Annotated in this window: 18 protein-coding genes and 2 tRNA genes; 17 read left to right on the top strand and 3 right to left on the bottom strand. The window is 71.3% G+C overall.

The features are described 5' to 3' along the window. Positions 1-2: 2 nt before the first annotated feature. From ACZ79I_RS13720 to ACZ79I_RS13685, 8 genes are all read left to right on the top strand, one after another. Positions 3-401: a hypothetical protein gene (locus ACZ79I_RS13720; RefSeq protein WP_471497346.1), complete on the top strand. Its 399-nt coding sequence runs from the start codon at positions 3-5 to the stop codon at positions 399-401. Positions 402-508: 107 nt separating this feature from the next. Continuing rightward, positions 509-952, top strand: a complete 444-nt coding sequence (locus ACZ79I_RS13715) for a hypothetical protein (RefSeq protein WP_471497344.1) — start codon at positions 509-511, stop codon at positions 950-952. A 109-nt stretch (positions 953-1,061) separates the two neighbouring features. Beyond that, entirely contained in the window at positions 1,062-1,562 is a 501-nt protein-coding gene (locus ACZ79I_RS13710) for an HD domain-containing protein (protein WP_471497343.1), read from the top strand. 99 nt (positions 1,563-1,661) lie between these two features. After that, entirely contained in the window at positions 1,662-1,985 is a 324-nt protein-coding gene (locus ACZ79I_RS13705; protein WP_471497341.1) for a hypothetical protein, read from the top strand. 111 nt (positions 1,986-2,096) lie between these two features. Further along, a complete protein-coding gene (gene eccD / locus ACZ79I_RS13700; RefSeq protein WP_471497339.1) occupies positions 2,097-3,452 on the top strand; it encodes a type VII secretion integral membrane protein EccD in 1,356 nt (451 codons plus the stop codon). Positions 3,453-3,499: 47 nt separating this feature from the next. Further along, entirely contained in the window at positions 3,500-4,738 is a 1,239-nt protein-coding gene (locus ACZ79I_RS13695; protein ID WP_471497337.1) for a MinD/ParA family ATP-binding protein, read from the top strand. A gap of 22 nt (positions 4,739-4,760) precedes the next feature. Then, positions 4,761-8,738 (top strand): type VII secretion protein EccCa, encoded by a 3,978-nt coding sequence (gene eccCa, locus ACZ79I_RS13690; protein ID WP_471497335.1) that lies wholly within the window; start codon positions 4,761-4,763, stop codon positions 8,736-8,738. A gap of 82 nt (positions 8,739-8,820) precedes the next feature. Further along, positions 8,821-10,254 carry a DUF6177 family protein gene (locus ACZ79I_RS13685; protein ID WP_471497333.1) on the top strand — a complete coding sequence of 478 codons (1,434 nt, stop codon included), beginning with the start codon at positions 8,821-8,823 and terminating at the stop codon, positions 10,252-10,254. Positions 10,255-10,351: 97 nt separating this feature from the next. On the opposite strand, the gene ACZ79I_RS13680 is transcribed toward ACZ79I_RS13685, so the two are convergent. After that, positions 10,352-11,482 (bottom strand): acyltransferase family protein, encoded by a 1,131-nt coding sequence (locus ACZ79I_RS13680; RefSeq protein ID WP_471497332.1) that lies wholly within the window; start codon positions 11,480-11,482, stop codon positions 10,352-10,354. Positions 11,483-12,004: 522 nt separating this feature from the next. Here ACZ79I_RS13680 and ACZ79I_RS13675 point away from each other — a divergent pair. The 3 genes from ACZ79I_RS13675 to ACZ79I_RS13665 all read left to right on the top strand — a co-directional run bounded on the left by ACZ79I_RS13675 (position 12,005) and on the right by ACZ79I_RS13665 (position 13,516). Next, positions 12,005-12,199 (top strand): hypothetical protein, encoded by a 195-nt coding sequence (locus ACZ79I_RS13675; RefSeq protein ID WP_388377658.1) that lies wholly within the window; start codon positions 12,005-12,007, stop codon positions 12,197-12,199. A 160-nt stretch (positions 12,200-12,359) separates the two neighbouring features. Continuing rightward, positions 12,360-12,761 (top strand): hypothetical protein, encoded by a 402-nt coding sequence (locus ACZ79I_RS13670; RefSeq protein ID WP_471497330.1) that lies wholly within the window; start codon positions 12,360-12,362, stop codon positions 12,759-12,761. 233 nt (positions 12,762-12,994) lie between these two features. After that, positions 12,995-13,516: a DinB family protein gene (locus ACZ79I_RS13665; protein WP_471497328.1), complete on the top strand. Its 522-nt coding sequence runs from the start codon at positions 12,995-12,997 to the stop codon at positions 13,514-13,516. 94 nt (positions 13,517-13,610) lie between these two features. On the opposite strand, the gene ACZ79I_RS13660 is transcribed toward ACZ79I_RS13665, so the two are convergent. Then, positions 13,611-13,681 (bottom strand) — tRNA-Gly (locus tag ACZ79I_RS13660). 152 nt (positions 13,682-13,833) lie between these two features. On the opposite strand from ACZ79I_RS13660, the gene ACZ79I_RS13655 reads away from it, so the two are divergent. The 5 genes from ACZ79I_RS13655 to clpX all read left to right on the top strand — a co-directional run bounded on the left by ACZ79I_RS13655 (position 13,834) and on the right by clpX (position 19,169). Next, a tRNA-Pro gene (locus tag ACZ79I_RS13655) sits at positions 13,834-13,910 on the top strand. Between the two features lie 202 nt (positions 13,911-14,112). After that, positions 14,113-15,507 (top strand): trigger factor, encoded by a 1,395-nt coding sequence (tig, locus tag ACZ79I_RS13650; RefSeq protein ID WP_471497326.1) that lies wholly within the window; start codon positions 14,113-14,115, stop codon positions 15,505-15,507. Positions 15,508-16,148: 641 nt separating this feature from the next. Beyond that, complete coding sequence (locus tag ACZ79I_RS13645) at positions 16,149-16,760, top strand: ATP-dependent Clp protease proteolytic subunit (RefSeq protein ID WP_471504938.1); 612 nt, start codon at positions 16,149-16,151, stop codon at positions 16,758-16,760. Positions 16,761-17,009: 249 nt separating this feature from the next. Beyond that, positions 17,010-17,690, top strand: coding sequence for an ATP-dependent Clp protease proteolytic subunit (locus ACZ79I_RS13640; RefSeq protein ID WP_471497324.1), 681 nt, complete (start codon positions 17,010-17,012; stop codon positions 17,688-17,690). Between the two features lie 192 nt (positions 17,691-17,882). Beyond that, positions 17,883-19,169 (top strand): ATP-dependent Clp protease ATP-binding subunit ClpX, encoded by a 1,287-nt coding sequence (gene clpX / locus ACZ79I_RS13635; protein WP_150478206.1) that lies wholly within the window; start codon positions 17,883-17,885, stop codon positions 19,167-19,169. 182 nt (positions 19,170-19,351) lie between these two features. Here the strand turns inward: clpX and ACZ79I_RS13630 are convergent, their stop codons facing one another. Then, entirely contained in the window at positions 19,352-20,317 is a 966-nt protein-coding gene (locus ACZ79I_RS13630) for a hypothetical protein (protein WP_471497322.1), read from the bottom strand. Positions 20,318-20,453: 136 nt separating this feature from the next. Here ACZ79I_RS13630 and ACZ79I_RS13625 point away from each other — a divergent pair, with 136 nt between their 5' ends. Next, entirely contained in the window at positions 20,454-23,078 is a 2,625-nt protein-coding gene (locus ACZ79I_RS13625) for a valine--tRNA ligase (protein WP_471497320.1), read from the top strand. The last annotated feature ends 521 nt before the right edge of the window (positions 23,079-23,599 follow it).

Genomic DNA, 23,599 nt, shown 5'->3' with positions numbered 1-23,599 from the left:
CCATGAGCAGGGAAAGCGGACCCAACCCGCGCTTCGAGGAAGATCTGCAGTTCAAGGAGGTCGAAGGGCCGCCGCGTTACAACCGCACTACGGATAGATCGGTACAATACGTAAGTATTGCCAGTGCGGTCGGCACGGTCATTGGTTACATGTGGGCCAACGACAGTGATGACGCGGCTGGTTGGCTGGCGCCTCCGGGGCTTCGCCCCGCCGACGTCAATGCCGGTGCCCCGTGGCTGCGAAAGATGCGGGATGCCAAGGCTCGCGGTCTCGCCCCCACGGCTCTCCTGGCTGAACTGCTACAGGGTGCGACTGACAGCGAGAGGAGCCATATCGTGCCTGGCTCACTGTCCGAGTCGGAGAGTCTTGCCGCTCTCAAGGACATGGTGGCCAAGGGCTGACCATGCACCCATTGCGGAAGGAGGACTCCTCGTCGCCGTCCCCCCCCGCGTTACAAATGACCACTCCGCCCCCCAACCCCACCCACCCCACCCCAGGAGCCCCCTCCATGACCACCCCGCAGGGCAACCCCTACGCCCAGCAGCCGTACCCGAACCCCTATGCCCAGCAGGGTGGTCACCCCCAGTCCGGTGGGTACGCGGGGGGAGTGGGCGGGTATGCGCAGGGGGCGCCGGTGGCTGTGGGCGGGGGGTCGTGGCCGGGGCAGGGGCCCTTTCTGGTGTGCCGTTTCTGCGGGAGCGCCCCCGCCGTCGACGTCACCTTCCGCGCGCACCGCGGGCTGCTCGTGCTCATGACCTTCCGGAAGCTGGAAGGGCCCATGTGCCACGCCTGCGGGATGCGTGTCTACAAGCAGTTGACCACCGAGACGCTCTGGCAGGGCTGGTGGAGCCCCCTCTCCCTGGTGCTGTTCACCCCGCTCACCCTCCTCTGGAACGTCATCGCCGGCGCCAAGGTGAAGAAGCTGCAGGCCCCCGCCCCGGCCGGGTACTGACCGGCTCCCGGCCCGGCTGCCCGTCCCTCGCGTGCCGGACCGCACCCGGGGTGTACTCCCCGCTCGTCCATGCCCTATGTTGCAGAGGCAAAGTTAGGGGGAGCCTGTCATGCCGCGCATGCCACAGGAACGGCGGACACCACCGTCATCCGCGTCGGCGCCGCCCATGAGCCTGGCCGGGGTCGAGGCCGTGGCGCGGGCCGCGCATGCCGAGCAGAAGGACAAGGCGGGGCGGCCGTACGCGGAGCATCTGCGGGTCGTCGCCGAGGGCGTACGGGCGCGTGGCGGCACGGACGAACTCGTCGCCGCCGCCTGGCTGCACGACTCCCTGGAGGACGGTGTCCTCGACGAGGAATGGCTGCAGGGCGCCGCGCTGCCGCGGGTGACGAAGGACGTCGTACGGGCCGTCACCAAGCACCCCGGTGAGCATCCGGAGGAGTACGCCCGGCGGATCCTCGCCACCCCGGGCGCCCGGCTCGTCAAGGCGGCCGACCTCGCGCACAACGCCGACCCGGCCCGGCTGGCCGCGCTCGACGCGCCCACCGCCGAGCGGCTCACCCGCAAGTACGCGGCCATGCGACGGTTCCTCGGCCTCGGCGACGATGACTGACCACGGCCACGGCCACGGCCACGGACACAGACACGGACCGACGGCGACGACGTACGACCACATCGACACAGGACGGAACGGAACGGCACGGGACGACTGATGGCACGGGACTACGACAGCCAGCTGCTCGAGTCGGTGGCGGTGCGCCGCAGGCGGATGCGCGACGCACTGCTGTTCGGCGCCCAGCGCGGCCGGCGCACGGTGGACGAGCGCCTCGGCAAGGTGTTCGCGGGCATCGCCATCGCCGCCGTGCTGTGCGCCGGATGCATCGGCTGGTCCTTCCTCCAGGCCACGCTGGCGAAGCAGAAGGCCGAGCAGAAGAAGCAGCAACAGCAGCAGGAGCAGATGTACAACCCGTCGGGGGAGAGCACGTCGCCCACGCCTTCGGGTGGTGCCACACGGCACGGTGCGGAGAAGAGGTGAACGGCGCGTGCGGGGAGGGCATGAGCACGCCATGGAGGCTTTGTGCGCGTGTACGGCAGCGCCGTGCAGACGACCCGTTTCGGACAACATCGCGATGATAGGTTCCCGTAAGTGGTGAGCACAGCAACGACGTCCCGGGCCCAGCTGAGCAGGGTCACCCTCGTCGGCGAGCGACGGCGAGCCGACATCGTCCTGCCGTCGGACACACCGATCGGGCAACTGCTGCCGGACATCCTGCAGTTGCTCGACGACCGGACCGCCGCGCGCCCCATGACGCGGCAGTTGATCACCTCCGACGGCTCGGTGCTGCCGCACGACGCCACGCTCGCGTCGGCCGAAGTGGCCGACGGCGCCGTGCTCCAGCTCGTCCGCGCGCACGCCGCGCCGCCCGCGCCGGTCGTGCACGACGTCACGGACCAGGTCGCCGACGACCTCGATCTGCGCGCCTGGCGCTGGCGGCCCGCGGCCCGGCGGATCAGCGCCGGCGTGGCCACCTTCGTCTTCGCGGTGACCGCGGCCGTGCTCGCCCGGCGCGAGTTCGCGCTGGAGTCCCTCACGACCGGACTGGTGGCCGCCACCGTCCTCTTCCTCGTCGCCGGGGCGGTCGTCGCCAGGGTCGGGGACGGCAACCGCGGTCTCGCCACCGCCCTGCTGCTCGCCTCCGGAGGGCTCGGGCTGCTCGCCGCCTGGACCGCCGCCGACGCCTACGACTGGCCGGGGCCGGCCCGGCTGGCCGGAGTGGTGGCCGCGCTGCTGGTGACCCTGCTGCTGCTGGCCTTCTTCTCGCCGCTCGGCCGCGGCGGCCTGATCGGTGCCGGGGCCATCGCCGTGGTCGCCGCGGTGTGGGAGGCCGTGGCCGCCGTACAGGACCAACCCGCCCGGCTGGGCGCCGTGATGGCCGTCTTCTCCGTGGTGCTGCTCGGGCTGCTGCCGCGGCTCGCGCTGATGGCCTCCGGGCTGACCGGACTCGACGACCGCAGGTCGTCGGGCGTCTCGGTCAGCCGCCACCAGGTCGGCAACGCGCTGGCGGCCACGCACCGCGGGCTCGCCCTCGCGACCGTCGTCACCGCCGCCTCGGCCGCCGCCGGCGGCTGGCTGCTGACCACCGCGCACCGGCCGACCGCGTGGACCGTGACCCTGGCGTCGCTGGTCGCCGTGGTGCTGCTGTCCCGGGCCCGGGCCTTCCCGCTGGTGGCCGAGGTGGTCTCGCTGTTCGCCGCCGCCGCGCTGCTCGTCGTCCGCCTCATCGTGCTGTGGATGGACCACGCCGCCGGTGCCGGGCCGCTGGCCGTGCTGTGCGCGGCCGCGGTGCTGCCGCTGCTCGTTCTCGCCGTGCAGCCGCCGGAGCATGTGCAGGTGCGGCTGCGGCGCATCGCCGACCTGATCGAGTCCCTCGGCGTGATCGGGCTGTTCCCGCTCGCTGTCGGCGTCTTCGGCATCTACGGGCAGCTCCTCAACAAGTTCTGACACACGGTGGGCCGCTCCGGGCGGGGCGGGCAGGAGAGAAGGGCGACATGCCGAACGGCGACAACTGGCAGAGCGACGTGCTGCGCGACCTGAGGGGCGCCTCCGGGCAGCCCCAGCCGCAGCCGCAGGGCGACCCCGCCGCCGGTGCCGGGCAGCCGCGCGGCGTGCCGGCGCAGGGCCAGGCGTCCGGCCAGGCGTACGGCCACCCGCAGCAGCCCGTGCCGCAGCAGCCCGCCCCTCAGGAGGCGTACCCCGGTCAGCCGGGTGCCACCGGGCAGCCCCCGCAGGCGTACGCGCCCCAGCAACCCCAGCAACCCCAACAGCCCCAGCAGCCAGCCGCTCCCGCCACCCGGCCGCGGCCCCGCACCCCCGACTCCCGTCCGGTCGTGGACAAGCAGCTCGCCGGAGCCGGTCTCAAGCCCCGGCACGGCGAAGCCTTCACCGCCCGCGCCCTGCGCGCCCTGCGCCGTACGGTCTCCTCCTCCGCCGCCCGCGAGGTCGCCGGGGCCACCGCCACCGCGGAGGTGCTGCAGCAGGCCGTGACCACCGGCCGGCAGATCGCGGTCACCTCCATCCGCGGCGGCGCCGGCAAGACGACCGTCGCCGCGCTGCTCGGCACCACCTACGCCCACTACCGGCACGACCCGACCCTCGTCGTCGAGGCCGACCCCGCCCTCGGCTCGCTGCCGCTGCGGCTCGGCGCGGAGACCCTGCGCTGGACCACGGGCGACGTCGCGGGCATCGTCGAACCGCAGATGTCGCTGCTCGACGTCACCGGCTATCTCGTCCAACTCCCGGACAACGCCTGGTTGTTGCCCGGAAGTCAGGGCCAGATCGGCGCGATGCTGGACACCAAGGGGTATGAGAAGGTCATGGTGTCCCTGCGCCGCTACTTCGGTGTCACCGTCGTCGACTGCGAGACCCTGCCCGCCGAGGTCGCCCGGGTCGCGCTGTCCGCCGCCCAGGCCCGGGTGCTGACGGCGCCCGCCACCCTGGAGGGCATCTCCAGCACCCACGCCGTCCTGCAGTGGATGCGCGGGCTGCCCCGGCACGTCATGGAGGGCACCGTCGTCGCGCTCACCGAGATGGTGCCGCACACCGGGCTCGACACCGGCCGGGCCGCCGAGACGCTGAAGGCGACCGGGGCCCGGGTCCAGGTCCTGCCCTACGACCGGCACCTGGCCGCGGGCGGCACCATCCGCACCGAACTCCTCGCGCACGCGACCCGGCAGGCCGCCACCCGCCTGGCCGCGGAGGTCTTCCAGCTCTCCCAGAAGCGCCGTTGAACCCGGGGGAGGAACACGGCACATGAGCACCCGACTGATCCACCGCCCGGCCCGCACCACCCGCCCGCCGGCGGCTCCCGAGCCCCGCGCCATCGAGGCGCCGCCCAACCTGCCCGAGGGCAAGGCGGGTTCCATCGCGACCTCGCTGCTGCCCGTGGCCGGCGTGATGTCGTCCGTGGTGATGATGACCGTCGTGCGCAACAGCCAGTTCGCCGGGCTCGGCGCGATCATCCTGGTGGTCACCATCGCCGGTTCCATGGCCCTGGTCTTCTCGCAGCGCGGCAAGGCCCAGCGCACCCGCCGCACCCAACGCGAGGCGTACCTCGCGTACTTGGAGGACCTGCGGGAAGAACTGTCGAAGGAGGAGCGGGCGCGGCGCGAGACGGCCCAGGTGCTCAACCCGCCGCCGGACGCCCTGTACGACATAGTCCGCGATCCGGCCCGGCTGTGGGAGCGGCGCCGGCTCGACGGCGACTTCCTGCGCGTGCGGGTCGGCACCGGCGAGATGCCCGTACGGGACCTGAAGGTCGCCCAGCAGGGGTCGTCCGTGCTCACCCCGCCCGACCGGTTCATGCTGAACGAGGCGTCCGCGCTGATGGCCCGCTTCAGCACGGGCACCGAACTGCCGCTCACCGTCCCGCTGGACCGGGTCGGCAACATCAGCGTCATCGGCGCCCGCGAGGACACCCTGCGCGTGGCCCGCGCCCTGATGATCCAGGCCGCCGCCACACACGCCCCCGACGACGTCGCCATGGCGCTCGCCGTGCCCGGTGAGCGGATGGCGGAGTGGGAATGGGCGAAGTGGCTGCCGCATCTGCTCGACGGCGACCAGTTCGACGGCCCGGTCGCCGCCCGCCGCATCGCCCCCTCGCTGCCGCAGCTCGCCCGGCAGATCGGCCCGGAACTGCGCCGCCGGGCCTCCTTCGCCGCCGAGGTGCGCCGCGGCCTGTCCGGCGGGGACGCCCTCGCCATGTCCTCCCGGCTGCTGGTGGTCACCGACGGCCACGGCGGGGACGCCGTCGACCTTCCGCGGCCCGACGACGCGGTGGGCCTGCGCGACATGGGCGTCACCGTGCTGCACCTGCTCGACCAGCGGGTGCAGGAGCCCGGTCAGGTCGGCGTCCGCATCACCGTGGACGGGGCGCGGATCGTCATCGAGGACCTGCGCGAGGCGGAACCGATCAGCGCGCACGGCACGGTCGACGAGGTGAGCGTCCCGTTCGCCGAGGGCCTGGCCCGGATGCTCGCGCCGCTCAGGCTGTCCGCCGAGTCGATGGTCGACGCGCCGCTGACCGGCCCGGTCGACTTCGCGGAACTGCTCGGCATCGACGATGTGGCCCGGCTCGACCTGGACCGTCTGTGGGCGCCGCGCGGCGAACGCGCCTTCCTCCGCGTCCCCATCGGCATCAGCGACAGCCGCGAGCCGGTCCTGCTCGACCTGAAGGAGTCCTCCGAGCTGGGCATGGGCCCGCACGGCCTGTGCGTAGGCGCCACCGGTTCCGGCAAGTCCGAGCTGCTGCGCACCCTCGTGCTCGCCCTGGTCGCCACGCACCCCCCGGAGGACCTCGCCCTCGTCCTCGTCGACTACAAGGGCGGCGCCACCTTCGCGCCCTTCGCGGGCCTGCCGCACGTGGCCGGCGTCATCACCAACCTGGAGAACCAGGCGGGTCTGGTGGAACGCGTGCACGCCTCGCTGGCGGGCGAGGTCAAGCGCCGCCAGCAGGTCCTCAAGGACGCCGGGAACGTCGCCGACATCGGCCACTACGCCGCCCTGCGCGCCGAGAAGCGCCCGGACCTGGAGCCACTGCCGCACCTGTTCGTCGTGATCGACGAGTTCGGTGAACTCCTCACCGCGAAGCCGGACTTCATCGACCTTTTCCTGTCCATCGGACGCATCGGCCGCTCCATCGGCGTGCATCTGCTGCTGTCCAGCCAGCGCATCGAGGGCGGCAAGCTCAAGGGCCTGGACACCTATCTGTCCTACCGGCTGGGCCTGCGCACCTTCTCCGCCGACGAGTCCCGCACGGTCCTGGACACCACGGACGCCTTCCACCTGCCGCCGCTGCCCGGCTTCGGCTACCTCAAGGTCGACACCAGCCACTACGAGCGGTTCAAGGCGAGCTACGTCTCCGGCGCCTACCGCGGCCCCGTGCAGCGCGAGGAGGAGGACACCGGGCCGCTCGCACTGGAGTACGCGGCCTTCAACACCCTCGGGCAGGACGAGAGTTCCGGTCCGGAGGAGCCGCAGATGCGGCGCCGGGAGACCGGCCCGACCGAGATGGGCGTCATGGTCCAGCAGATCGAGCACGCGGGCACCAGGCCCGTACGCCAGATCTGGCTGCCGCCGCTGCCCGAGGCCATCGCCCTCGACAAGGTCGCCGGGCCCGTCGAGGTCGGCGCGCGCGGCATGCAGCTGGCGAAGCGGAGGGGCCCGCTCCAGGTGCCGATGGGCGTCCTCGACGACCCGACGAAGCAGTGGCAGGGCCAGTGGTACCTCGACCTCACGGTCGCGGGCGGCCACGCGGCGGTCATCGGCGGACCGCAGTCCGGCAAGACGACGCTGCTGCGCACCCTCGCCCTCTCCCTGGCGCTCACCCACACCCCGCAGGAAGTCGGCGTCTACGGCCTCGACCTGGTCGGCGGCGGCCTCCAGGCGCTCGCCGGGCTGCCGCACGTCGGAGGCGTCGCGGGCCGCGCCGACCGCGAGCGCGCCGCACGCACCATCGACTCCGTGCGCGGCATGCTCGACCAGCGCGAGGAGCTGTTCCGCATCCACAACATCGACTCGCTGGAGCAGCTGCGCGACCTGCGCGCGGCGGGCCGCGTCCCGGAGCTGGCCTCCACGGAGATCGTGCTGCTCATCGACGGGTTCGGCGCACTGCGGGACGACTTCGAGGAGCTGGACGACGCGGTCGTCGACATCCTCAAACGGGGCGGCGGCTACGGCATCCACGTCGTCGCGGGCATGCTCCGCTGGAACGACGTGCGCATCGCCACCCAGTCCCAGTTCGGCACCCGCGTCGAGCTGCGCCTGAACGACGTCAGCGAGTCCAGCGTCGACCGCAAGCTCGCCGAGACCCTCGCACCGGAGGAGAAGGGCCGCGTCCTCACCGACGGCAAGCTCTTCGCGCAGGTGGCGCTGCCGCGCACGGACGGTCTCGCCGACACCGCGGACCTCGGCGCGGTCCTGGAGCGCACGGCCCGTACGATCCGCGCCACCTGGACCGGCGAGGTCGCCCAGCCGGTCCGTGTGCTGCCGCACGTCCTGGAACCCCAGCTGCTCCCGGGCCCGGTGGCGGAGCCGCGCCGGGTGCCGATCGGACTGGACCAGACCCAGCTGGCTCCCGTCCTGCTCGACCTGTTCGCCCACGACCAGCACCTGCTGATCATGGGCGACAGCGAGTGCGGCAAGACCAACCTGCTGAAGGTCATCGCCGACGGCCTCATCGAGCGCTACAGCGACGAGGAGCTGGTCTTCGGCATCATGGACCCGCGCCGGGGCCTGCGCGGCGCGATCCCCGAGGAGTACCGCGGCGGCTACGCCTACAACTCCAAGCTGGCCGGGGCCCTGTCGGCGGGCATCGCCGGAGAGCTGGAGAAGCGGCTGCCCGACGAGAGCGCGGACGGCGAGGACCTGGAGCCGGGCAGCTGGGGCTCGGGCCCCCGGATCGTGATCCTCGTCGACGACTACGACGTGCTGACCACGGCGGGCCAGCAGCCGCTGGCCCCCTTCCTGCCCTACATCCCCTCGGCCGTCGACATCGGCCTCCACTTCGTCGTCACCCGGCGCGTCGCGGGAGCCTCCCGCGGCCTGTACGAGCCGCTGCTGCAGGGCCTGCGGGAGTCCGGCGCCTCGGCGCTGGTGATGGCGGGCGACCGTGGCGAGGGCCAGCTCTTCCCCGGTGTGTACGCCGGCCAGCAGCCGTCGGGGCGCGGGGTGCTGGTGCGCCGGGGCGAGCCGAACCGGCTGATCCAGACCGTGTACGCGGGGGACCGGTGAACCGGGAGCGGCCCCCGGGGCGTCCAGGACAGCAGCGACCTACCCCACCCGAAGCGAGCAGGACGAAGGACCGGCCGAGCCCATGACCAAGGACGTCATCGCCCTCACGAAGAAGATGCCCGACCCGCTGAGCGTCATCGCGGGACTGCTCTCCGGCGGCCCGGACAAGCTGGTGGGCGCGGAGGGCGACGGTGCCGTCGTGCAGCTGTGCGACGAGCAGGGGCGCCCGTTGGTGTCCGTGGAGGCCCCGCTGCTCGTCCAGGTCAGGGGCGAGGCACAGCGGTTGCTGGGCGCGAGCGAGCCCGAGGTGCCGTACTGGTGGACGGAGGCCCGCGCCACCACCGGCGTCAAGGAGGCGGAACAGCTCGCCGGCACCTTCGCGGCCCGTCTGGCGACCCTGGTCGGCGGCACCGCCTGGCCGCCGCAGGCCGCGTCCTCCCTCGCCGTGGTGAAGCCCGACGGGGTGAGCGCGGTGCCCACGCCGGCCGCCGCGCAGCCCGCGGTGGACGTGCTCACGGACAAGGTCGCCGTCGTCATCCAGGACCGCCCGGTCGTGGCGATGACGGCGTGGCTCTCGGACGCGCTGCGCGCGGCCGCGGCGGCGGAACTGGGCCTGCAGATCGTCACGCCCGCCGGCACCCGGCTGTCCCCCGCGGTCCGCAACAGCCTGCCCGGCTGGCCCTCCCGCTGGGTCGTGCAGGACGAGAAGGACGGGTACTACGACGGGCTGTCCGGGGCCGTACTGGAGTGGAGGAACGGCCTGTTCGTGACGGTGGAGTCGCCGGACGCCACACCGCAGGACCCGCACACGCCCGTGGCCGGCACCTTCACGCAGGACCTCGCCGAGGACGCGGCGTCCGGAGAGCGGCAGCTGGCCGTCTCCTACCGGGCGATCCACCCGGCCGACGACAGGCTGGTGCTCGGCGGCGCCTTGGAGTCGGTGTGGCGCGAGATCACCAGCGAGCCGCCGGCCGGCTGGGGAACGGAGGAACCGGCCAACCTTCCCTGGTCGCTGCGCCAGTTGACGGATGTGGCCTTCGAACGGGCGCCCGAGCCGACCTGGCTGGTCGTGGTCGGCACCCCGGAACGCCCCGCGGTGGCGACGGTCCGCATCAGCCGTACGAAGGGCGGTGTCGAGGAGGACGTCACGCTGGCGTTCGGCTACGGGCCGGGGGAGGAGGTGCCCACGGACGCGGTGCGCGCGGCCGCCGAGGCGCTCGCCACCCGGCACCATCTGCAGTCGATGCTGGTCCAGATCCGCAAGGCCCGCCGTGATCTGTCCGTGCCGCCGCGCTTCGAGGGTCCCGGTGTCCCGTTCGCCTTCGTCCTGGGCGCGGAGGAGGTCCGCGCGATGCCCGGTGACCGCGCGCGCCGCACCCCGCTGGCCGAGGCCCCCGTTCCGCTGGGCCCGAGGACCCGCCCGGCGCTGTACTACCCGCTGCCGGGCGACCCCGCTGACCTTTCGGGATGGGCGGACTACGAGAGGCTGATGAGGCACCTCAAGGGCGCTTCGTAGGGGCCCGGCCGGACGCCCGCGTCAGGGCCCGGCCGGGCGAGACGACGGCTGTACGCCGCCGCGGCGACGGCTGTACGCCGCCGCGGTGACGCCTGCGTCACCCGACCGCCGTGGCGGAACGCCGGCGCGCCACCTCCGCAGGGTCCCTCCTGAACGCCCAGCGCATCTCCGGCTCCATCACCGGCCGGAAGACCCTGCGCACCGGGAAGGTGCACAGCGCGGTCACCAGGACCCCGGCACCGGCGGTCACGGCCACCTCACCCAGCGGCCCGTGCAGCCAGGCCGCGTCGTACCAGCCCCGGTAGTCCGCGCCCTTGATGAAGAACCCGTGCAGCAGATAGCCGTACAGCGTGCCCGTGCCCAGCGTGGTGAACCACATCGGGCGGCGCGGCACCCAGGCGAAGAAGCAGGCCGAGAGCAGCAGCGAGCAGCCCAGCAGCGCGAGCACCATGACCGGACCGGCCCACCACGGCGCCCCCAGCTCCTGTGCGCTGTCGCGGTGGTAGAACCAGGCCGGGTTCATCCTCGGCACGGCCCACCACGCCACGGCGAGCGCGCAGGCGAACACCGGCACCGACAGGACGCGTACCGCGCGGCGCCGCACCCGCTGGAAGTGCTCCGGCTTCAGGGACAGGCCGATGACGAAGAACGGCAGGAACTGCAGCACGCGCTGAAGGTCGAGGTCGTCGCCGATGTCCGGCGACACGGAGGCCAGCATGGCGATGACGACGGCCAGCGGGACCGGCCGGCGCACCAGTTTCCACAGGGGGGTCGTCAACCGCCAGACGAAGAGGGCGGCCAGGAACCAGGTCAGGTACCACGGGTCGAGCAGGCTGATCGCGAGGTCCGGGTCGCCGTCGACCGCGCGCTTGAAGAGGACGTAGGCGGTCTCGAACACGACGTAGGGCACGACGACGCCCGTCACCAGCCGCTTCAGCCGGTCGGGGCGCATGTCGAAACCGCGTGAGAAGTAGCCGGAGATGAGGATGAACGCCGGCATGTGGAAGGCGTAGACGGCCGTGTAGAGCGCTTCGAGGACGCGGCTGTCGCCCTTCAGCGGCTCCCAGGAGTGGCCCATGGCCACCAGGACGATCGCCAGGTACTTGGCGTTGTCGAAGAAGGCGTCGCGCTGCGGGGCGCGCGGTGGGGGAGTTCGGGGAGTGGGAGGGGTTCCGGGGTTGTGGGACGGGCCTGTTGCTCTTGCGGAGGACGAGGCGGGGTGGAACATCTGAGGCACCCTAGCGTTGTCTGAGGGCGTGAGTAAAACCCTCGATGCACATGTCGGTTATCGCGCGCGCCTACCCGGATTCGCGGAAGTCAGTGATGCCTGTGAGTGGTCTTGCACACATCGGGGAGCGCACCGTGGGCATGCCGATTTTCCTACGTTATACGGTCGTTGTGTCCGCATTCATCCCGACTAAAGCGGGCATAACGCTCGCAGGCGACTCTGGCGGAATGTCCGACCGACAGGGCTTTTGTGGGGGCATCCGAATTGACTGCGAACACGATGGGTGGATATGGAAACGATCGGCGTCGAATTCGAGTACGGCGGCCTGTGAATCAACCGTGTGGAAATGGGGTGTTCACGGTCGCCCACCGCCGGGGCGGCGCCTTCGTGGAGCCGGTGTGGCCGACGATGCCTCACCGGCCGCATAGGGCGGGCGTGTTGGTGGCACGATGGTTCTGGCGGGGGTGCGCGGGGACGGCGCCCCGGACCGGGAGAGCGGACCGACCGAGGGTGTGATCAGTTGTGGCCATTTCGCTGTCAGTGGTACTGCTGTTGGCGATCATCCTGGTGGTGATGATCCGAGGGGGCTCGGTGAAGGCCGGCCCGGCGATCGTGGCGATCCTCTTCGGCTTCTTCCTCGCCTCGACCGGCATGGCTCCGTCCATCAACCGGTTCCTCAACTCGATAGCGGAGACCATCAACTCGATCCGCTTCTGAACGGGCGCGGCCACGCCCGGCGGAGGCGGAGGCGCACCAGGGGAAGACGGAGCGGGAGCGCAGGGGTGCCGCCGCGCGACGCGGACCCGGCGGAGGCGGGCGGTCACCGCATGAGGACCGCCTCGGCTCCGGCGAAGGGGGAGCTCTTCTCGCGCGGGAGGTGCCCCCTCGCCGCGAGGCGGTCGCCGCCCGCCGGGTGAGCGGCGCCCTCACCGCGCCCGGCGTGGACGCGGACGCCGTCGTGTCGCGCCCCTGGACGGCCACGCTCCCCATGCCGGGCGAACACCTCGGCACCCCCGTACGAGGCCGGGCCCGCCGCCCCGCCCGGACGCCGCCCGGCCAGACCTCCGGCCGCCTCGTGCCGGCCGGGCCGGACTCCGCCACGGCCTACCGGACGATCACGATCGGGAACACGGCCACCCACCGCCTGATCCGCGTCCCGCTACCCCGCCACCGGCCCGCGTCCGCCGTCGCCCGCCCCACCGGAGGCATCCTCCGCTTCACGCCCACCGGCCCCGCTCGGCGTACTCGGCGGACCTCCGGAACCTGTGAGCGGGCCTGATCGCGTATGCGGGTGGGCGCTGAGCCGGCGAGACGGTGACCTGCGGGTTTGGGGGCGGCTTGCCTAGGTTCCCCGTTGTTCCCCGATGCTCGCGATCCGGCCGGGCGCGCAGGGGGGCAGGTGCACCGCCCTCCCGCCCTTCCACCTTGTCTGCGGTGCCTCCAGTCTGCTGCCGGGCCGCCCAGTAGGCGCCATCATGGGGGCGATGCACGACGGTCAGGCAGGAGGGGCGAATGGACCGGCAAGTCGTCCATGACGAGCTGCGGCAGGCGAGCGTGGCGTTCCATCGGCTCTTGGACACCGCTGCGGCCGAGGACCTGCGTCGCCCGAGCCGGGGGACGCGGTGGAACAACGAGCAACTGCTGTTTCACATGCTCTTCGGCTACATGGTCGTCCGGGCGTTGCTTCCGCTGGTACGCCTGTTCGGCCGTCTTCCGCTGGGCGTGAGTGGAGCCTGGTCTCGTCTGCTCGACGCGTCTACCCGCCCGTTCGATGTGATCAACTATCTCGGCGCCGTGGGCGGTGCGCGGGTCTTCAACCACCGCCGCATGGGTGCGCAGTTTGATCGCACTGTCGCGGCTCTTCGTCGCCGCTTGGATGCCGAGACAGAGGCCGAGCTGGCGCGCACGATGCGGTTTCCGACGCGGTGGGATCCGTTCTTCAAGGACGTGATGACCCTGGCTGACGTCTACCGGTACCCCACGCGGCATTTCGGCTTCCACCGGGCCCAGCTCACCCTGGCCCCGCCTGACTGATCAGGGACGTCGGCGGTGATACCTGGCGCGCCGAGGGCAAACGATCAGGGCCAGGCAGAGGAATGCTCCTCCGACCTGGCCCCGAGCCGTGCAGAGCGGGCGACGGGAATCGAACCCGCGTAGCTAGTTTGGAAGACTAGGGCTCTACCATTGAGCTACGCCCGCAACGGGATGCGCCGCAGGTCACCGACCGCGGCACAGGAGGCATCGTAGCGGGTCGGCCACCTCGTAGGCCAACGCGTTGGTCCGCGCGCACGCCCGTGCGGAAACCGGCCGACGCACGCTGTCCGGGCATGTACCCTACGTGTCGCACCAGACGGGGTGTGGCGCAGCTTGGTAGCGCGTCCGCTTTGGGAGCGGAAGGCCGTGGGTTCAAATCCCGCCACCCCGACCACCGGCCGGCGCCGCCCGGACGCCGACGCGATCGATCGCCTTTTGGGGCCCCGAGTGGCTGCGGTTACTATGCAAGCTGCGCGCCCGTGTGTCTGCATTGTCACGTCTCTCAGGCAGGGGCCGCGAATCCGCCGAAGACCCGGCCGACCCGGGCGGAGCAGCTCGGCAGAACCCCAAGAAGTCAGCCACAAGGAGACCGAACCGTGAAGAGCGCCGTGGAGACCCTGAACCCGACCCGGGTTCGGCTCACTGTTGAGGTGCCCTTCGAGGAGCTCAAGGACAGCCTCGACGCGGCGTACAAGAAGATCAACCAGCAGGTCACGGTGAAGGGCTTCCGTAAGGGCAAGATCCCGGCCCGGGTCATCGACCAGCGGTTCGGCCGTGGCGCGGTGCTGGAGGAGGCCGTCAACGACGCGCTGCCGAAGTTCTACACCGACGCGGTCAACGAGGCCGAGCTGAACCCGCTGGGCCAGCCGGAGGTCGACATCAAGGAGCTGAAGGACAACGAGGTGCTGTCCTTCACCGCCGAGGTCGACGTCCGCCCGACCATCGAGATCCCGGACTACTCCGGCATCGAGGTCGAGGTCGACGCCGTCGAGGTGTCGGACGAGGACATCGAGAAGTCGGTCGAGCAGCTGCGCGAGCGCTTCGCGTCGACGACCCCGGTCGAGCGCGCCGCCGAGGACGGCGACGTCGTGACCGTGGACCTGGAGGCGAAGGTCGACGGCGAGGTCCTGGAGGACGGAGTCGCCAGCGGTGTCTCCTACACCATTGGTTCCGGCGAGCTGCTGGACGGCATCGACGACGCCGTGAAGGGTCTGTCGGCCGGCGAGGAGGCCACCTTCACCTCCGAGCTCAAGGGCGGCTCGGCGGCCGGCCGGGAGGCCGAGGTGACCGTCAAGGTCACCCAGGTCGCCTCCCGCGAACTGCCGGAGCTGGACGACGAGTTCGCGCAGCTCGCCTCCGAGTTCGACACGCTGGAGGAGCTGCGGGCGGACAGCCGCAAGCGCCTGGAGAACATGAAGCAGTACGACCAGGCCACGCAGGCCCAGGAGCGCGTCCTGGACAAGCTGCTGGAGCTGGTCGAGGTCCCGATCCCCGAGAAGCTCCTCGAGGACGAGATCAACACCCGTAAGCACAACCTGGAGCACCACCAGCTCTCGCAGATGGGGCTGACCCTCGACAAGTACCTGGAGATCCAGGGCAAGACGGCCGAGGAGTTCGACACCGAGACCCGCGAGGCGTCGGTCAAGGGCATCAAGACGCAGTTCGTCCTCGACGAGCTGGTCAACAAGGAGAAGCTGAACGTCAACCAGGAGGAGCTCACCGAGCACCTCATGCGGCGCGCGGCCTCCTCCGGCATGTCCCCCGACCAGTTCGCCCAGGCGGTCGTCGAGGGCGGCCAGGTTCCGATGCTGGTCGGCGAGGTCGCCCGGGGCAAGGCCCTGGCGGTCGTCGTCGAGGCCGCCACGGTCAAGGACACCAACGGCGAGATCGTCGACCTGGACGACGAGGACGAGACCGAGCCGGAGACGGCGGAGGCCCCCGCCGAGGAGTCCGAGGAGTCCGAGGGGTCCGAGGAGACCCCGGAGGCGTAACCGCGTAACCTCCGCCCACCCGCACACAACGACGGGCCCCAGGGGACACACCGCCCCTGGGGCCCGTCGCCGCATCGGCCCCCGGGGGCGGCCCGCAAGGGGGGCGGGAACCGCGCGCCCGGTCACAGCGGACCCGCGCCGTCCCGGCGTCCTCAGGCACCACGGCGCTCTCCTCCGGGGTTCCGGGCCTCCGGGGCCAGAACACGGGCCAGGACGGGCCAGGGCGGCGCCAGGGCGGGGCCGGGGGCGCGCAGCCCCGCGACCGTCCGTACGCCGGGACGGATCCCCTGGGGAAGGGGACCGCGGCCGCCCGCCCCGCCGCCCTGACGGCCTACCGCACCTCACCCCCTCGGAGGGGCCCGGTCCCGCGCCCCCGCCCCGCCCGCCGGGAGCCCAGCGGCACCGCCCGGCCACGGCCACCGCCGCCTCCCGCCCGCCCCACGGAGCACATGCGCTGACAGCGAACAGTCGCGGAACCGGGATGGCACCCGCCTGCCTGCGCGTTAGGGTCCATGAATACGAGGGCAGGGGAGTCCCCGAAGGCGCCCCGAAGGGGCCGCGCGGGGTCCCACGCCCCAGCAGGACACGTGAGACGGCCCCGTGCCGTCGTAAGACGAGCAGGTGGATACGTGACGAATCTGATGCCCTCCGCCGCCGGCGAGCCTTCCATCGGTGGCGGCCTCGGCGACCAGGTCTACAGCCGGCTGCTCAACGAGCGGATCATCTTCCTCGGCCAGCCGGTGGACGACGACATCGCCAACCGGATCACCGCACAGCTGCTGCTCCTTGCCGCCGACCCCGACAAGGACATTTACCTGTACATCAACAGCCCTGGTGGTTCCATCACGGCGGGCATGGCGATCTACGACACCATGCAGTACATCAAGAACGACGTGGTGACGATCGCCATGGGCATGGCGGCGTCCATGGGGCAGTTCCTGCTCAGCGCGGGCACCCCGGGCAAGCGCTTCGCCCTGCCCAACGCCGAGATCCTGATCCACCAGCCCTCGGCCGGCCTCGCCGGCTCCGCCTCGGACATCAAGATCCACGCGGAGCGGCTGCTGCACACCAAGAAGCGCATGGCCGAGCTCACCGCCTTCCACACCGGCCAGTCGGTCGAGCAGATCACCCGCGACTCGGACCGCGACCGCTGGTTCGACGCCCAGGAGGCCAAGGAGTACGGCCTCATCGACGAGGTCATCACCACCGCTGCCGGCATGCCGGGCGGCGGAGGCACCGGGGCGGGCTCGTAAGGGCTCGGGGTCCACACCGGCCCGCAGGACCTGCGGACGGTGCAGGCCCCGTAAGGCCCTCACGGCCCGTAATGGGCTGCACGGGCTCGCCGAGGCCCCCGTGGGCCCCCGGGCCCCGGCAGCGGGCCCACACAGCCCCTCCCGGGTCCCGAGCACACGCGGGCGCCCACGAGCCGCCGGGGCGCCTGCAGCCGGCCCCGGCGCCCCCTTCCGCCCCCAGCCACCGCCTCAGCCCCTTCAGGAGACATCGTGAACGACTTCCCCGGCAGCGGCCTCTACGACCGTGCGCGCGCCGAGTACACCGCCCCCGTGGCCGAGTCCCGCTACGTCATCCCGCGCTTCGTGGAGCGCACCTCGCAGGGCATCCGCGAGTACGACCCGTACGCGAAGCTCTTCGAGGAGCGCGTGATCTTCCTGGGCGTGCAGATCGACGACGCCTCCGCCAACGACGTCATGGCGCAGCTGCTGTGCCTGGAGTCGATGGACCCCGACCGCGACATCTCGATCTACATCAACAGCCCGGGCGGCTCCTTCACCGCGCTCACGGCCATCTACGACACGATGCAGTTCGTGAAGCCGGACATCCAGACGGTCTGCATGGGCCAGGCCGCCTCCGCCGCCGCCGTGCTGCTGGCCGCGGGCACCCCGGGCAAGCGCATGGCGCTGCCGAACGCCCGTGTGCTGATCCACCAGCCCTACAGCGAGACGGGCCGCGGCCAGGTCTCCGACCTGGAGATCGCCGCCAACGAGATCCTCCGGATGCGCTCGCAGCTGGAGGAGATGCTGGCCAAGCACTCGAGCACGCCGATCGAGAAGATCCGCGAGGACATCGAGCGCGACAAGATCCTCACGGCCGAGGACGCCCTGGCGTACGGACTGATCGACCAGATCATCTCCACGCGCAAGATGAACAACACCTCGGTCCGCTGAGGCGAATCCACCCGATTCGCGATCGGACCTGTATCGTCTGCCGCCCCTTGGCCCGGTGTGACACGTTGCACGTCGAAGTGAACCGTGCCAAGGGGGGCCCGAACGGGGGGCCCGGCAAGGTACCGTCGGACATAAGGCAGCACCAGGAGCCGCTGGACGTAAGGCGTCTCCCAGGCGAAGGGGAAGCACACCGTGGCACGCATCGGTGACGGCGGCGATCTGCTCAAGTGCTCGTTCTGCGGCAAGAGCCAGAAGCAGGTCAAGAAGCTCATCGCAGGCCCCGGTGTGTACATCTGCGACGAATGCATCGATCTGTGCAACGAGATCATCGAGGAAGAGCTCGCGGAGACGAGCGAGGTGCGCTGGGAGGAACTCCCCAAGCCCCGCGAGATCTACGAGTTCCTCGAGGGGTACGTCGTCGGCCAGGAGGCCGCGAAGAAGGCCCTCTCCGTCGCGGTGTACAACCATTACAAACGGGTCCAGGCCGGTGAGAACGGCGGCGCCCAAGGCCGCGACGACGCCATCGAGTTGGCGAAGTCGAACATCCTGCTGCTGGGCCCCACCGGCTCCGGCAAGACGCTTCTGGCCCAGACCCTGGCCCGCATGCTGAACGTCCCCTTCGCCATCGCCGACGCGACGGCGCTCACGGAGGCGGGGTATGTGGGCGAGGACGTCGAGAACATCCTCCTGAAGCTGATCCAGGCGGCGGACTACGACGTCAAGAAGGCCGAGACCGGCATCATCTACATCGACGAGATCGACAAGGTGGCCCGGAAGAGCGAGAACCCGTCGATCACGCGGGACGTCTCGGGCGAGGGCGTCCAGCAGGCCCTGCTGAAGATCCTGGAGGGCACGACGGCCTCCGTCCCGCCCCAGGGCGGCCGCAAGCACCCGCACCAGGAGTTCATCCAGATCGACACGACGAACGTGCTGTTCATCGTGGGCGGTGCCTTCGCCGGTCTGGAGAAGATCATCGAGTCCCGGGCCGGCGCCAAGGGCATCGGCTTCGGTGCGACGATCCGCTCCAAGCGCGAGCTGGAGTCCAAGGACCAGTTCGAGGACGTGATGCCCGAGGACCTGGTGAAGTTCGGGATGATCCCGGAGTTCATCGGCCGCCTCCCGGTCATCACGTCGGTCCACAACCTCGACCGCAAGGCGCTCCTGCAGATCCTCGTCGAACCGCGCAACGCGCTGGTCAAGCAGTACCAGCGCCTCTTCGAACTCGACGGCGTGGAGCTGGACTTCGAACGCGAGGCCCTGGAGGCGATCGCGGACCAGGCCATCCTGCGCCAGACCGGAGCCCGCGGCCTGCGCGCCATCATGGAGGAGGTCCTCCAGGCGGTGATGTACGAGGTGCCGTCCCGCAAGGACGTGGCCCGCGTCGTCATCACCGCGGACGTGGTCCTCTCGAACGTGAACCCGACGCTGATCCCGCGGGACGCCCGGGGCCGCGGCCCGGGCGAGCAGAAGACGGCGTAACCGCCCGCACGGCAGGAGCGCCCGGCACGCACGACGTGCCGGGCGCTTCCGTCTTCCCTCCGAAGGCCCGCGCACGGGCCGGTGAGGGGCGTACGAAAGGGGCCCGGCCCCCGGGCCGAGCCCCCGCTCGTCTGCTCAACCGCTCCGCGGAACTTCCCCCGACCGGGGGACCGTCGCCGGTGTCACGCCTTGACGCGCACGTCGTTGCGGAGCTTGGCCGCCAGGTCGGCCGTCTCGTCGACGGATCCTCCCGCGCCGGCGGCCAGGGCGGCGAAGTTGAACGCCGTCACGTCGGCGACGGTGCTGTGGTCGCCCCAGATGCAGATGGGCATCTTGACGGTCTTCGCCGCGCCGGCGGCCGCGCTCGACGCCTTGTCGTTCTCGAACTCGGCCACCTGGCACTTCATGATGCCGTTGGAGAAGCCCGAGGGGTGGACCGTCTCCGGGCTGCCGAGGAGCTGGCCCTTGGTGGTCTTGTCCTTCTCCGACTCGGACTTGATCTTGGCGAACATGGCGTCCACCACGGCCTCGGGGTTGTCGATGGTGCCGTAGACACCGCCGAACGTCAGGTTCTTGGCCGAAAGGCCCGTGCCGTTGGTGTAGCCGGCGCTGACGTCCTTGGGGTTCTTGACGCCCCACTTCTCGAAGTCCGCCAGGTCCTTGTCGCTCATGGAGTCCGGGGACTCGCTGCTGTCCGACTTCTTGTACGTGCCGTTGATGACCTGCTCCGGCGCCGTCAGCTTGTGCGGTCCGTCGTCCGCGACCGGACCGCTCCCGCCGCCGCTCCCGCCGACCAGGAAGTACGCCCCCACGGCGATCGCCGCGACGACCGCCACCGCGCCGATGATCAGCCCCGTCTTCTTCCCCCCGCCCCCGGGTGCCGGCGGGGGCGGGGCGCCGTAGGGCTGCTGCCCGTACGGCTGCTGGCCGTAGGGCGGGGTGGGCTGGCCGCCGTACGGGTTCGGCTGCGGCGGGACGCCCTGGGGGGCCTGCTGGGGGTAGCCGTAGCCGGGGGCCGGCTGACCCTGCTGGGGGTAGCCGTAGCCGGGCTGGGGGGCCTGCGGCGGCTGGCCGTAGGGGCCCGGCTGTCCGTACGGTCCGGGCTGCTGGGGCTGCCCGCCGTACGGGCCCGGCTGGTTGTAGCTCATTTCTGGGTTCCCCTCCAGATGCTTATGTCGTCATGACATCCTCGCGCAAGCGGACGGGGGCCGGGACGCCGGGGGGCTCACCGTTACCAAAGAATCGCGTTTCGGGACGGCGCCGTGACACCTCTAAACTGACCCCGTGACCGAGAACGCTCAGCAGCAGCCAACAGCGCCCCACACCGAACTGCCGACCCAGTACGCGCCGGCCGATGTAGAGGGGCCGCTGTACGAGCGCTGGGTAGAGCGTGGTTACTTCGAAGCCGACGAGAAGAGCGGCAAGCCGGCCTACACCATCGTCATCCCGCCGCCGAACGTCACCGGCAGCCTGCACCTCGGGCACGCCTTCGAGCACACCCTCATCGACGCCCTCACCCGCCGCAAGCGCATGCAGGGGTACGAGACGCTGTGGCAGCCCGGCATGGACCACGCCGGCATCGCCACGCAGAACGTCGTCGAGCGGGAACTCGCCAAGGAGGGCAAGTCCCGGCACGACCTCGGGCGGGAGGCATTCGTCGAGCGCGTGTGGCGGTGGAAGGCGGAGTCCGGCGGGCAGATCTCCGGGCAGATGCGACGCCTCGGAGACGGTGTCGCCTGGTCCCGTGAGCGCTTCACCATGGACCAGGGCCTCTCCCGGGCCGTCCAGACCATCTTCAAGCGGCTCCACGACGACGAGCTGATCTACCGCGCCGAGCGCATCATCAACTGGTGCCCGCGCTGCCTCACCGCCATCTCGGACATCGAGGTCGAATACCAGGACGACGACGGTGAGCTCGTCTCGATGAAGTACGGCGACGGGGACGACACCATCGTCGTCGCCACCACCCGTGCCGAGACGATGCTCGGCGACACCGCCGTCGCGGTGCACCCGGACGACGAGCGCTACCGGCACCTGGTCGGCAAGACCGTGAAGCTGCCGCTCACCGACCGCTCGATCCCGGTCGTCGCCGACACGCACGTCGACCCGGCGTTCGGCACCGGTGCCGTCAAGGTCACCCCGGCCCACGACCCGAACGACTTCGAGATCGGCCAGCGCCACGGCCTGCCCGCCATCACCGTGATGGACGAGCACGCCGTCATCACCGCGCATGGCCCCTTCCAGGGACTGGACCGCTTCGAGGCCCGGTCCGCCATCGTCGCCGCCCTGCGCGCCGAGAGCCGGATCGTCGCCGAGAAGCGGCCCTATGTCCACTCGGTCGGCCACTGCTCGCGCTGCAAGACCACCATCGAGCCGCGTCTGTCGATGCAGTGGTGGGTCAAGGTCGGCCCGCTCGCGAAGGCGGCCGGTGACGCGGTCCGCGAGGGCAAGGTGGCGATCCACCCGCAGGAGATGGAGAAGCGGTACTTCGACTGGGTCGACAACCTCCACGACTGGTGCATCTCCCGCCAGTTGTGGTGGGGCCACCGGATCCCCGTCTGGTACGGGCCCCAGGGCGAGGTCGTCTGCGTCGGCCCGGACGAGGAGCCTCCCGGCGGCGAGGGCTGGCACCAGGACACCGACGTCCTCGACACCTGGTTCTCCTCCGGCCTGTGGCCCTTCTCCACGCTGGGCTGGCCCGAGCAGACCGAGAGCCTGGCGAAGTTCTATCCGAACTCCGTCCTGGTCACCGGCTACGACATCCTCTTCTTCTGGGTCGCCCGGATGATGATGTTCGGCCTGTACGCGATGGACGGCACCCCGCCGTTCCACACCATCGCCCTGCACGGCATGGTCCGCGACCAGTTCGGCAAGAAGATGTCGAAGTCCTTCGGCAACGCGGTCAACCCGCTGGACTGGATGGACAAGTACGGCTCCGACGCCCTGCGCTTCACCCTGGCGCGCGGCGCCAACCCGGGCGTCGACGTGCCGATCGGCGAGGACTGGGTCCAGGGCTCCCGCAACTTCGCCAACAAGATCTGGAACGCCACGCGGTTCGCGCTGATGAACGGCGCGACGGTCGAGGGCCCGCTGCCCGCGCCCGAGCGGATGTCGGCCACCGACCGCTGGATCCTGTCCCGCCTGAACTCGGTCGTCGCGGAAGTCGACGCGTTCTACGACGACTTCCAGTTCGCCAAGCTCTCCGACGCCCTCTTCCACTTCGCCTGGGACGAGGTCTTCGACTGGTACGTCGAGCTGTCCAAGACGACGTTCCAGGCCGGCGGTGAGGCGGCCGAGGTCTCCCAGCGCGTCCTGGGCGAGGTCCTGGACGTGACCCTGCGGCTGCTCCACCCGGTGGTCCCGTTCGTCACGGAGACGCTGTGGACCACCCTCACGGGTGGTGAGTCGGTCGTCATCGCGGACTGGCCGAAGGACGGTGGTTTCCGTGACACGGCCGCCGAGAAGGAGATCGAGACCCTCCAGTCGGTCATCACCGAGGTCCGCCGTTTCCGCGCCGACCAGGGCCTGCAGCCCGGTCAGCGGGTTCCGGCCCGGCTGACGCTCGACGGCACGGCGCTCGCCCCGCACGAGGCGGCCATCCGGCAGCTGCTGCGCCTGCAGCCGGAGGGCGAGGGCTTCACGGCGACGGCGACGCTGCCGGTCGCGGGCGCCACGGTCGCCCTTGACCTGTCCGGGACGATCGACGTGGCGGCGGAGCGCAAGCGACTGGCCAAGGACCTCGCCGCCGCGGAGAAGGAGAAGGCCCAGGCCACCGCCAAGCTCGGCAACGAGGCGTTCCTGGCCAAGGCCCCGGACCACGTGGTGGACAAGATCCGTACCCGGCTCGCCAAGGCGGACGAGGACATCGCCCGCATCCAGGCCCAGCTGGAGCGTCTGCCGCAGCCCTAGGTTCGCGCCCGGGCCGGGGGTCCGGCCCCGCGGCCTGGGTGCGGCCCGGGCCGGGGGTTCGTGCCCCGCCGGGCTTCGCCCCCGACCCGGGCTTCGCCCCGCTTGGGTACGTGCTCGACTTGGGCTTCGCCCCCGCTTGGGTACGTGCCCGACTCGGGCTTTGCCCCCGCTTGGGTACGTGCCCGACTCGGGCTTCGCCCCCGCCTGGGTGCGCGCCCCACCCGGCTTCGTGCCCGACCCGGGCTTCGCCCCGCTTGGGTACGTGCTCGACTTGGGCTTTGCCCCCGCTTGGGTACGTGCCCGACTCGGGCTTTGCCCCCGCTTGGGTGCGCGCCCGACTCGGGCTTCGCCCCCGCCTGGGTGCGCGCCCCACCCGGCTTCGTGCCCGACTCGGGCTTCGTCCCGCTCGGGTGCGCGCTCCGCCCGGGCTTCCTGTGCTCGCCGGGCGCCGGGCAGCGGCGCGCTTCCGGGGCCGCCGTGTCGCGGCACCCCGTGCCCGCGGCCACGGCTGTCACCGGTGC

It is taken from the genome of Streptomyces sp. PSU-S4-23 (genome assembly GCF_055632315.1).
This window is presented reverse-complemented; position numbering and strand designations above follow the sequence as displayed.